We start from the raw sequence: 10,295 nt of genomic DNA, 5'->3' as shown, positions 1-10,295 counted from the left end.
GACAAAGCTGCCTGATCCAATCCATCCGCCCTCCGATAATTTTGGGGCGGTTCATACCGCGTTGGCGGCTACCGCATTATTGCCAGCATAGAGGACAAAATTATGCGCATTCTTGTCGTGCGTATCGGTAACCGGCGTGACGTATATCGCAAATAACCTCGTAAACCTGCCACAAGGAACCCCCATGACCCGACGCCTCCTCACCTACATCTGCATCGACACCTCCGGCTCCATGCGCGGCGAGCCCATCGAAGCCGTCAATACCGGGCTGCAAGCGCTGCTCGCATCATTACGGCAAAACCCCTACGCGCTGGAAAGCGTCCACCTCACCATCACCACTTTCGACTCGCAGATTAAGGACGTACTGCCGCTGACGCCGCTGGAGCAGGTCGTGCTGCCGGAAATCGTCTGCCCGGACAGCGGCGCGACCTTCCTCGGCGCGGCACTCGAACACATCGCCCACGCCGTACAACGCGACCGCATCACCAGCAGCGGCGAACAAAAAGGCGACTGGCGCCCCATCCTCATCATCTTGACCGACGGCAAACCGACCGACCTGCTCGCCTACAGCGAGGCCATCCCGCTCATCAAAAGCCTCGGCTTCGGCAACATCGTCGCCTGCGCTGCCGGGCCGAAGGCGGACGCCTCCTACCTCAAACAACTCACCGACACCGTCGCCTCGCTCGATACCATGGACGCCAGCGCCTTTGCCCAATTCTTCCAGTGGGTCTCGGCCGCGGTTGCCAGCAGCAGCGTCAGCGTTGGCGCACCAACGGCGGGCAACGACCTGCCACCGCCGCCACCGGAAATCAACATCGTGCTGTAACCCCCAAAAAACCGCCGCCGGAAGCGCCCCGCGGCGGTTTTTTCTGCTAGAGGGTGTTTGCAATTTGAAAAATCCCCCTCCCCTGCAGGGCGAAGCCCGCAGCGGAGGTGAGCGATACAGCTCATGAACTGAAATTGCTGTTTTTCAATGGTTTTGCTGCCCTCACCCCAGCCCTCTCTCTTACTTCGCGAGCAATGCTTGTCCCACAGGGAAAGAGGGTTTTCCCAAACTCCAAACAGGTTCTAAAAAGAGTAGGCGGTCATGACGGTCACATTATGAGTTTTTCGTCGCAAATCCTGCCGCGAGACGGGCGATGATTGCCGCAGCGCTGCCGGGGCGGGCAAGCGACGCGTTTTGTCCGGCCCAGAAGGGCGAGTATCCGTAGTTGCCCGCGCTTTCGGCGGCGCTTTTCAGGCGGAAGGCGGCAGCACCGGCGAGCGGGAAGGGCAGGGCGGCGGGGTGTATTGCCCCCAGTTCGCGCATGAGGTCATTGACGATGCCGCGCGCGCAGCCGCCGCTGAAGAGGTTGGTCAGCGCGGTGGTTTCGCCACGCGCGTCTTGCAGGGCGGCGCGGTGTGCCGCGCTGGTAGTGGCTTCGTCAGCGAGGAGGAAGGCGCTGCCAACCTGTACCGCGTCCGCGCCAAGCGCCATCGCCGCGCGCACTGTCGCCGCATCGCTGATGCCGCCCGCCGCGACAAGCGGCAGGGATACGGCGCGGCGGATGTTCGGCAGGAGCGCAAACAGCCCGCTTTGTCCGTCCGGGTCATGGTTGAGAAACCAGCCACGGTGTCCGCCCGCTTCCAGTCCCTGGGCGATGATGCCGTCCGCGCCGTGTTCTGCCAGCCAGCGCGCTTCGGCAACGCTGGTGGCGCTGGAAAGGATTTTTGCACCCGTTGCCTTGACCGCCGCCAATAGTGGCGCTTCCGGCAGGCCAAAATGGAAGCTGACCACCGGCGGGCGGTGTTTCTGCACCACGGCAAGGGCTGTCACATCAAAGGGTTGGCGGCCAGGGTCAGCGGGAATGTCGGCAGGTGTCAGGCCGAATTTGGCGAGATGCGGTGCGAGCAGGTCAAGCCAGGTTTTGCGCTGCGCCTCATTCACGGCAGGCGGCCGATGCGCGAAGAAATTGACGTTATACGGCGCATCGCCGACGGCAGCACGGATGGTGGTGAGCGCCGCATCAAGCTGTTCCGGGCGGTACATCGCGCAGGGGAGTGAACCGAGCGCGCCCGCATTACAGGCGGCAATGGTCAGCGCCTCGTTTTGTACGCCAAGCATCGGTGCCTGGATGAGCGGGTATGTCAGGCGGGAGAGGAGGTGTTGCATGGGGTGGCTCCGGTTGGGAAAACAGCGTTGCGGTGGGCGCTGGTTGCCGTGCAACTATGGGGTCAGGCGGCTGCCGGGCAGCGGCAGGGTGATGGTTGGCGCGGGGGTGTCCGCTTTTTCCGGATGCAGGCTGAAGCTGATGCCGTTGCGGTCGCGGGTATAGCCGGGCGGTAGCGGCGCTTCGGGGTGTTGCAGCAGTTCAAAGGCGCGCAGGTAGCGGTTGGCATTGAGCAGGCGTGCCTGGTAATTCGACCAGTCTGGCCCTTCTACTTTGCACACGGGGTTGAGCGGTGAGCAGTATTTTTTCCGCTGCTCCGGTGCGGGCACACGCACTTCGTCGTGGGCAACGGCAGCGAGGATTTCCGGCAGGCAATAGCGGCTGTTTTTATAGAGCCATTGCGCTTCGGTCTGGCGCATCAGGATGAAATAAAAGTTTTTGTCGGCATCACTGGCCTCCGGGTCAGCGGCAATTTTGGCGTCCTCCGCATGAGTGTTTTCGCTACCACCAAGCCACTCGCCATACATCAGCGGGCAAAGGGCGAGGGTTTCAGCGGGTTGGGGGTGCAGTGCATTGCAGTCGGCGGGCAGCGGCGTATCTGGTGGCAATTCGGCGCGCATTTGTGCAAGCAAGACGATATTGCGCTCCACCAGCGCAATGCCAACCATACTTTGTAGCATCAGCCCGTGGCTTTGGATGAAGCGCAGGCCGAGTTTGGCATCGCGACAGGCTCCATGCTGTGCCGCGTCGCGTTCACCGGCAGCGAAGCGGTAGGCGTGCAGGGTGTTTTCCAGTACCAGCGGGCGAAAGGGAGGCCAGTTGTCGCCGTATTGTCCCGGCTGCGGCCGGAAGTAGTCGTATTGGCGCAGGCGGTTGATGGTGTCGCCTTGCTGCTGCCATTGTGCGCGGGTTTCTGGCGTGGTGTTTTGCCAGGTGGCGAGATGTTCCCGTGCAAGCGCAAGGCAATCGGCGGTCTCGCGCCTGCATTCTGGCAGGTTTTTTGGCCAGTCTTTGCCCACATTCATGGGCAGGTTAAACAGCGCCGCATAGCCGTTTTCGCCGCTAATCACCGGGCGCGCCTGTTCCAGTTGGGCAATGAGTGCCGGGTCGGGCGGGAGGTTGGGATAAGCGAGCACAGCGAGATAGGCCGCGCCAATGGTTTGATAAAGAAGGTCAAAGGTGAGCATAACGGCCTCGCTTTAGCGATTGAGACGGCTGCCCGGTAGCGGCAGGGTGATGGTTTGCGCGGGCGCGTCCGCTTTTTCCGGATGCAGGCTGAAGGTGAGCCCGTTGCCATCGCGGCTATAACCGGGAGGTAGTGGCGCTTCGGGGTGTTGCAGCAGCTCAAAGGCGCGCAAGTAGCGGTTGGCATTGAGCAGGCGGGCTTGGTAGCCGGGATAGGTTTTGAAGTTGGCTTGCGCCATTTTGCAAAGGATATTGAGCGGTGAGCAGTAGCGCGGATTGGCATCTATGTCGGGCATGGCGATTTCATCGCGGGCGACGGCAGCGATGATTTCCGGCGCACAGTATTTGCGGCTTTCATACAGGCGCTGTCTGTCCGTCTGGTTTTTCATGATGGCGAACATTTTCTCGAGCAGGGCTTTTCCTTGGAGTTTTTCTGAATCGGGGGTGTGCAACCGGTTTGTCACATCGCTCATGGTTAGCCATTCGCTGTACATCAGCGGGCAGAGGGCGATGGTTTCCGCAGGTTGTGACCGCAGTGCATCGCAATCGGCGGGCAGCGGGTGATTCGGCGGCAATTCGGCGCGCATCCGCGCCAGCAGGTCAATATCACGTCTGAGTAGCCGGGCAGCAACTATGCTTTCCAGCAGTGAGCCGTGACTGTCGAGCATACGCAAGGCAAGGTTGGCATCGCGGCAGGTGCTTGGCAGCGCCTGCTCCCGCTCGCCCGCTGCAAAGCGGTAGGCGTGCAGGTCTTGTTGCATGAAAAGTAACTGATAAGGCGGTGTGGGGCTGTCTATCGCCAGTTGTTCCGCCGACGGACGGAAGTAGCTGTAACGCCGCAGGTTTTCCACCGCCTGTTCTTGCGCCTGCCACGTTTGCTGTATTTGCAGCGCGACTTCACGGTAAGTGGCGAGGTGTTCGCGGGCGAAGGCGAGGCAATCACGCGGTGTATCGGGTTTGCACCGCGGCAATTCCTCTGGCCAGTCTTTGTTTGTCAGCGGCAATTTGTGCAACGCTGCATAACCGTTTTCGCCGTCCACCGCAGGACGCACCTGATCCAGCTTGGTGATTTGCGTCGGGTCGGGTTCAGTCGTGCCGGGGTAAGACAAGACGGTGATGTATAGCCATCCACCGAAAGCCTCATACGGTGTTGCGTCGCCTCGCCGTACAAATGCGTACTGTCTTCGGCGACGCGCCTTGTCTGAAACTTTCGGTGGATGGCTATAAACCGCTGTAAAGAGGTTTTTCAGCGCGGTGTAGGGGAGCATCGTGGATTCCTGTAATAGCGGATAAAAATTATCGCCATGGGCATTGCTGCGCATGGCGATGGTTGTGGGTGCGGGCGGCGGGGTTAGTGTTTCGCGCGGCGGATGGCGGCGAGCTGCGCCATCGTTTGCGCCAGCTCTGCCTGCGCGCGCGCCAGTTCCAGTTTGGTGCTGGATTTGTCGCGCATTTTTTCTTCGGCGCGGCGGCGTGCTTCGCGTACCCGTTCTTCATCGAGGTGTTCGGCACGTTCGGCATCGTCGGCGAGGATGATGGTCTGTTCGTGCTGGACTTCGATGAAGCCGCCAGAGATGTAGATGACTTCTTCTTTGCCGCCTTCTTGTGTCAGGCGCACTTGTCCTGCCTTGAGAACGGCCAAGAGCGGCGCGTGTCCCGCGAGGATGCCCAGTTCGCCGTGGTCGGCGGTAGCGACGATGCGCTCCGCCTCGCCGCTAAAGAGTTGGCGGTCGGCGCTGACCATGTTGACGTGAAAGGTGTTCGCCATCGTGTTCCCCCTGCGGGTTTATTTGACGGTTTCGGCTTTCGCCAGCACTTCGTCAATGGTGCCAACCATGTAGAAGGCCTGTTCCGGGATGTGGTCGTATTCACCGTCAACGATGCCCTTGAAGCCACGGATGGTTTCTTTGAGCGGCACGTATTTGCCCGCTGAGCCGGTGAAGACTTCGGCAACGAAGAAGGGTTGCGAGAGGAAACGCTGGATTTTACGCGCGCGGTACACGACCTGTTTGTCTTCTTCGGAGAGTTCGTCCATCCCCAAAATGGCGATGATGTCGCGCAGCTCCTTGTAGCGTTGCAGCACGCCCTGTACGCGGCGGGCGGTGTCGTAGTGTTCGTCGCCGATAACAAGCGGGTCAAGCTGGCGCGAGGTGGAGTCGAGCGGATCCACTGCCGGATAGATACCGAGTTCGGCAATCTGGCGCGACAATACGACGGTCGCATCCAAGTGAGCGAAGGTGGTTGCCGGTGAGGGGTCGGTCAAGTCGTCCGCCGGAACGTACACCGCCTGGATAGAGGTGATGGAACCGGTTTTGGTCGAGGTGATGCGTTCTTGCAATTTGCCCATTTCTTCGGCAAGGGTCGGCTGGTAGCCTACCGCCGACGGCATACGTCCCAAGAGCGCCGATACTTCGGTACCGGCCAGGGTGTAGCGGTAGATGTTATCGACGAAGAAGAGGACATCGCGACCTTCGTCACGGAAGTATTCGGCCATGGTGAGTCCGGTCAGGGCGACGCGGAAACGGTTGCCCGCCGGTTCGTTCATTTGTCCATAGACCAGCGATACTTTGTCGAGGACGTTGGACTCTTTCATTTCGTAGTAGAAGTCGTTGCCTTCGCGCGTCCGTTCACCGACCCCGGCGAAGACGGAGTAACCGCTGTGCTCAATGGCGATATTACGGATGAGTTCCATCATGTTGACGGTTTTGCCGACACCGGCACCGCCGAAGAGTCCGACTTTACCGCCTTTGGCAAAGGGGCAGAGCAGGTCAATCACTTTGATGCCGGTTTCAAGCAGTTCGGTGGAGTTGGCAAGGTCATCGTAGGCGGGCGCCTGGCGGTGGATGCCCCAGTAGGCTTCCGCATCAATTTTCGGGCCGTGGTCAATTTCTTCACCCAGCACGTTCATGATGCGTCCCAGTGTCGCCTTGCCAACTGGTACGGTAATCGGCTTGCCGGTGTTTTTGACGTCCATGCCGCGCACCAAGCCTTCGGAGGAACCCATGGTGATGGTGCGCACGACGCCGTCGCCAAGTTGTTGCTGGACTTCAAAGACGGTGCCGCCTTGTTCGGCTACCAGTGCGTCGTTGATTTTCGGCACTGCGTCTTCGGGGAATTCGATATCGACGACCGCGCCGATGACCTGAACTATTTTACCGGTACTCATCTTTACCTCTTTTCAATTCAATCCGTTCTCGTCAGACGGCGGCTGCGCCGCTGACGATTTCCGTCAATTCTTGCGTAATTGCTGCCTGACGGGCTTTGTTGTATTGCAATTCAAGCTCGCCAATCAGGTTGGCGGCGTTGTCCGATGCGTTTTTCATCGCAATCATCCGTGCTGACATTTCGCAGGCGATGTTTTCTGCGACCGACTGTTTGACCAGCGATTCGAGATAGCGTACCGCCAGTTTGTCGAGTATCTGCTCGGCATCGGGTTCGTATTCGTATGTCCAGGCGTGGTCGGGCGCGTAATGGTCGTCGCTGATAATGGTGGCAGGCAGAAACTGCATGATCATCGGTTCTTGCGTCATAGTGTTGACGAAACGGTTGCCGACGAGATAGACCCGGTCAAGTTCGCCATTGCGGTAGGCATCTATCATTGCACCAATGCCGCCGATGAGGTCGCGCAGGGCGGGGTTGTCGCCGTAAGCATCAACGGTAGTGATGATGTTGCCGTTGATGCGGTTGACGAAGGCGATGCCTTTGCGTCCAAAGACGCTGAATTGCAGTTCGCGACCCTGTTTGCTTTGTTCTTCAACGTGCGCCAGCAGTTTTTTGAACAGGTTGATGTTTAGGCCACCGCAAAGACCACGATCGGTACTGACGACGATATAGCCGACTTTTTTTACCGGTTTGTCGCTTTCGCTGAAGAAGGGATGGGCGACTTCGGCACGGGTTTTCAGCAGGTGGGCGATGACGCGCAGGATGTTATCAACATAGGGCCGTCCTTCCAGCATGGCATCTTGTGAGCGCCGCATTTTTGAGGCCGCCACCATTTGCATGGCTTTGGTGATTTTCTGCGTGCTTTTGATGCTTTTGATTTGTGAGCGGATGTCCTTGGCATTAGACATGGCGGTTTCCTCACCAGGCGCCTTTGTCTTTGAAGGCGTTCAGGGCTGAGGCCAAACCTTGCTGGATTTCGTCGTCGTAAATGCCACGGCTGTTGATGGTATCCATCAGCGGCTGGTGGTCGCTGTGCATATATTGCAGCAGCGCCTGTTCGTAAGCCTGGATTTTTTCAACCGGGATTTCGTCAAGATAGCCGTTTTCTGCGGCGAAGAGCGAGACTACCATTTCGGCAACGCTCATCGGGTTGAACTGGCGCTGTTTCATCAGTTCGGTCACGCGCTGTCCGCGTTCAAGCTGTTTGCGCGTAGCTTCGTCAAGGTCGGAGGCAAACTGGGCAAATGCCGCCAGTTCGCGGTATTGCGCCAGTGCCAAACGCACGCCGCCGCCGAGTTTTTTGATGACTTTGGTTTGTGCCGCACCGCCGACGCGCGAGACGGAGAGACCGGAGTTGATGGCTGGACGGATACCTGCGTTGAACAGGTCGGTTTCGAGGAAGATTTGTCCGTCAGTAATGGAAATGACGTTGGTCGGAACGAAGGCGGAGACGTCCCCTGCCTGGGTTTCGATAATCGGCAGGGCGGTGAGCGAGCCGGTGGTGCCTTTTACGGCGCCGTTAGTGAGACGCTCGACTTCTTCTGCATTGATACGGGCGGCGCGTTCCAGCAGGCGGGAATGGAGGTAGAAGACGTCGCCCGGATAGGCTTCGCGTCCCGGCGGGCGTTTCAGCAGCAGCGAGATTTGACGGTATGCCCACGCCTGTTTGGTGAGATCGTCATAAACGATGAGTGCGTCTTCACCGCGGTCGCGGAAGTATTCGCCCATGGCGCAACCTGCGTAAGGAGCGATGTATTGCATCGCGGCAGAATCGGAGGCGGTCGCAGCGACGATAATGGTGTGTTTGAGAGCGTCGTGTTCTTCCAGTTTGCGCACCACGGCGGCAATGGAAGAGGCTTTTTGGCCGATGGCGACGTAGATACACTTCACCCCGGTGTCGCGCTGGTTGATGATGGCATCTACGGCGATGGCGGTTTTTCCGGTTTGGCGGTCGCCGATGATCAGTTCGCGTTGGCCGCGACCAATCGGCACCATTGAGTCAATGGATTTGAGGCCGGTTTGCAGCGGCTGGTCAACGGATTGGCGTTCGATAATGCCGGGAGCAATTTTTTCGATGGGCGAGGTTTCGCTGGTTTTGATGTCGCCCTTGCCGTCAATTGGCTGGCCGAGGGCATTGACGACACGACCAAGCAGTTCGCGTCCAATCGGGACTTCAAGGATACGTCCGGTACAGGTGACTTTGTCGCCTTCAGAGAGGTGGTCGTATTCACCGAGGATAACGACGCCGACGCTATCGCGTTCGAGGTTGAGCGCAAGGCCGTAAACGCCGCCGGGGAAGGCGATCATTTCTCCAAGCATCGCCTGCCGCAATCCCTGGATGCGGGCGACACCGTCGTAAAGACTGATAATCGTGCCTTCGGCTTTGCTTTCGACCTTGTTGTCGTAATCGGCTATTTTTTCCTGGATAAAGCCGCTGATTTCAGCAGGATTGAGTTGCATGATTCGTTTCCCTTAGTCATCGAGTTTCTGGGCGAATTCGGCGATTCTGCCCTTCAGCGTCTGGTCAATTACCAGTCCGTCGTATTCCAGCACTACCCCGGCGAGCAGGGCGGGGTCTTCATGGATTTCCAGCACGACTTCGCGCCCCGTCTTTTTCTGCATCAGGCGACGCAGGTTGTTTTCGTCAGCAGACGAGAGCGGCTTGGCGCTAGTGATACGCACCATGCAGGTGTCGCTTTGTGCGTAGAGCAGTTCGTCATAGACGTCAGCGATGTCTGGCAACACCGCGATGCGGTCGTGTTCTTCCAGGAGGCGCAACAGGTTGTGCTCTTCGTTGTTGATGCCCTGTTTGCGTTGTTTTTTTAGCAGTTGTTCCAGCCAGCCTTGCATTTGCGTGAGGAATCCGGGCAGTGCGAGGTGTTCTGGGACTTCCGGCGCCTGCATGATGGCTTTGGCGGTGTGCAGGAACTGTTGCCAGTATTGCTGCGCCTTGCCATCTTTCGCGTTGGCGAGGATGGCTTTGGCGTAGGGACGGGCGATGGTTTTTGACTCGGCCATGATTTACAGTTTCTCGCTCAGTTCGTTCAGCAGGCGCTTGTGGTCATCGGCTTTGACTTCGCGGCCAATGACTTTTTCTGCTCCCTGAACGACCAGATCGGCGATCTGGCTGCGCAGGGTTTCGCGCGCCTTGCGTTTTTCCTGTTCGAAGTTGTCGCGTACTGCCGCAATTTCGCGTTCACCGGCAGTTTTGGCTTCCACGCGGGCATCCACAACGAGTTGTTCGGCCTGTTTTTGTGCGCGCCCGACGATTTCAGTTGCCTGGGTTTTGGCCTGGGCGATGATGCGGGCGGTTTCTTCTTGTGCATCCGCGATGCTGTGCTTGGCCTTGTCTGCCATGCTCAGCCCTTCGGCGATTTTCTGGCGGCGTGCTTCTGCCACTTGCGAGAACAGCGGCCAGATGTATTTGTGGGTGAACCACCACAATACGAGGAATGTTCCGATCTGGCCAATCAGCGTCAGATTGAGATTCATAGTGACACCTTCGGCGGGTTCGCCGTGATTAGCCGTTCAGTGCGTTCAGCATCGGGTTGCCAAATACCATGATCAGGGCGATAACCACGCCAATCATGGCGACGGCATCAAGCAGACCGACGATAATGAAGAATTTGCCGAGGAGCGGGTTCATCATTTCCGGCTGACGGGCGCTGCTTTCGATGTATTTGCCACCGAGCAGGCCGAAACCGAGCGCCGTACCCAGCGCGGCAAGGCCGAGGATGATTGCGGCGGCAATCGCGGTGGAGCCTTGCAGTTGGGCAATGGCAGCTAATTTTTCCATGG

11 protein-coding genes and 1 pseudogene are annotated in these 10,295 nt (G+C 58.6%); 2 read left to right on the top strand and 10 right to left on the bottom strand.

The genetic code is table 11. The features are described from left to right. Nucleotides 1-51: 51 nt before the first annotated feature. A pseudogene (locus ACO54Z_RS12590) lies at nt 52-156 on the top strand (type II toxin-antitoxin system RelE family toxin); the annotation flags it as partial. Nucleotides 157-184: 28 nt separating this feature from the next. Further along, nucleotides 185-826, top strand: coding sequence for a VWA domain-containing protein (locus ACO54Z_RS12585; RefSeq protein WP_485997322.1), 642 nt, complete (start codon nt 185-187; stop codon nt 824-826). A 273-nt stretch (nt 827-1,099) separates the two neighbouring features. Here the strand turns inward: ACO54Z_RS12585 and ACO54Z_RS12580 are convergent, their stop codons facing one another. The 10 genes from ACO54Z_RS12580 to atpE form a co-directional block, all read right to left on the bottom strand. Further along, nucleotides 1,100-2,152, bottom strand: coding sequence for an NAD(P)H-dependent flavin oxidoreductase (locus tag ACO54Z_RS12580; protein WP_485997321.1), 1,053 nt, complete (start codon nt 2,150-2,152; stop codon nt 1,100-1,102). 54 nt (nt 2,153-2,206) lie between these two features. Continuing rightward, a complete protein-coding gene (locus ACO54Z_RS12575) occupies nt 2,207-3,337 on the bottom strand; it encodes a hypothetical protein (RefSeq protein ID WP_485997320.1) in 1,131 nt (376 codons plus the stop codon). A gap of 12 nt (nt 3,338-3,349) precedes the next feature. Next, nucleotides 3,350-4,603 carry a hypothetical protein gene (locus tag ACO54Z_RS12570; RefSeq protein ID WP_485997319.1) on the bottom strand — a complete coding sequence of 418 codons (1,254 nt, stop codon included), beginning with the start codon at nt 4,601-4,603 and terminating at the stop codon, nt 3,350-3,352. Nucleotides 4,604-4,686: 83 nt separating this feature from the next. Further along, entirely contained in the window at nt 4,687-5,103 is a 417-nt protein-coding gene (locus ACO54Z_RS12565; RefSeq protein WP_298079315.1) for a F0F1 ATP synthase subunit epsilon, read from the bottom strand. Nucleotides 5,104-5,121: 18 nt separating this feature from the next. Next, nucleotides 5,122-6,501, bottom strand: coding sequence for a F0F1 ATP synthase subunit beta (atpD, locus tag ACO54Z_RS12560; protein WP_485997318.1), 1,380 nt, complete (start codon nt 6,499-6,501; stop codon nt 5,122-5,124). A 31-nt stretch (nt 6,502-6,532) separates the two neighbouring features. Further along, nucleotides 6,533-7,405, bottom strand: a complete 873-nt coding sequence (atpG, locus tag ACO54Z_RS12555) for a F0F1 ATP synthase subunit gamma (RefSeq protein ID WP_485997317.1) — start codon at nt 7,403-7,405, stop codon at nt 6,533-6,535. A 10-nt stretch (nt 7,406-7,415) separates the two neighbouring features. Beyond that, a complete protein-coding gene (atpA, locus tag ACO54Z_RS12550) occupies nt 7,416-8,957 on the bottom strand; it encodes a F0F1 ATP synthase subunit alpha (RefSeq protein WP_485997316.1) in 1,542 nt (513 codons plus the stop codon). A 12-nt stretch (nt 8,958-8,969) separates the two neighbouring features. After that, nucleotides 8,970-9,515 carry a F0F1 ATP synthase subunit delta gene (locus ACO54Z_RS12545; RefSeq protein ID WP_485997315.1) on the bottom strand — a complete coding sequence of 182 codons (546 nt, stop codon included), beginning with the start codon at nt 9,513-9,515 and terminating at the stop codon, nt 8,970-8,972. Between the two features lie 3 nt (nt 9,516-9,518). Beyond that, on the bottom strand, nt 9,519-9,989 hold the full coding sequence (locus ACO54Z_RS12540; RefSeq protein ID WP_298079319.1) for a F0F1 ATP synthase subunit B: 471 nt from the start codon (nt 9,987-9,989) through the stop codon (nt 9,519-9,521). 28 nt (nt 9,990-10,017) lie between these two features. After that, nucleotides 10,018-10,293, bottom strand: a complete 276-nt coding sequence (gene atpE, locus ACO54Z_RS12535) for a F0F1 ATP synthase subunit C (RefSeq protein WP_366916260.1) — start codon at nt 10,291-10,293, stop codon at nt 10,018-10,020. Nucleotides 10,294-10,295: the final 2 nt, after the last annotated feature.

Source organism: Cardiobacterium sp. (assembly GCF_057314735.1).
This window is presented reverse-complemented; position numbering and strand designations above follow the sequence as displayed.

What these genes read in the sequence shown, in the direction of transcription:
- ACO54Z_RS12545 (WP_485997315.1), bottom strand. Translation starts at nt 9,515, where the DNA reads ATGGCCGAGTCAAAAACCATCGCCCGTCCCTACGCCAAAGCCATCCTC.
- atpA (WP_485997316.1), bottom strand. Translation starts at nt 8,957, where the DNA reads ATGCAACTCAATCCTGCTGAAATCAGCGGCTTTATCCAGGAAAAAATA.
- ACO54Z_RS12580 (WP_485997321.1), bottom strand. Translation starts at nt 2,152, where the DNA reads ATGCAACACCTCCTCTCCCGCCTGACATACCCGCTCATCCAGGCACCG.
- ACO54Z_RS12585 (WP_485997322.1), top strand. Translation starts at nt 185, where the DNA reads ATGACCCGACGCCTCCTCACCTACATCTGCATCGACACCTCCGGCTCC.
- atpE (WP_366916260.1), bottom strand. Translation starts at nt 10,293, where the DNA reads ATGGAAAAATTAGCTGCCATTGCCCAACTGCAAGGCTCCACCGCGATT.
- atpD (WP_485997318.1), bottom strand. Translation starts at nt 6,501, where the DNA reads ATGAGTACCGGTAAAATAGTTCAGGTCATCGGCGCGGTCGTCGATATC.
- ACO54Z_RS12570 (WP_485997319.1), bottom strand. Translation starts at nt 4,603, where the DNA reads ATGCTCCCCTACACCGCGCTGAAAAACCTCTTTACAGCGGTTTATAGC.
- ACO54Z_RS12540 (WP_298079319.1), bottom strand. Translation starts at nt 9,989, where the DNA reads ATGAATCTCAATCTGACGCTGATTGGCCAGATCGGAACATTCCTCGTA.
- ACO54Z_RS12565 (WP_298079315.1), bottom strand. Translation starts at nt 5,103, where the DNA reads ATGGCGAACACCTTTCACGTCAACATGGTCAGCGCCGACCGCCAACTC.
- ACO54Z_RS12575 (WP_485997320.1), bottom strand. Translation starts at nt 3,337, where the DNA reads ATGCTCACCTTTGACCTTCTTTATCAAACCATTGGCGCGGCCTATCTC.
- atpG (WP_485997317.1), bottom strand. Translation starts at nt 7,405, where the DNA reads ATGTCTAATGCCAAGGACATCCGCTCACAAATCAAAAGCATCAAAAGC.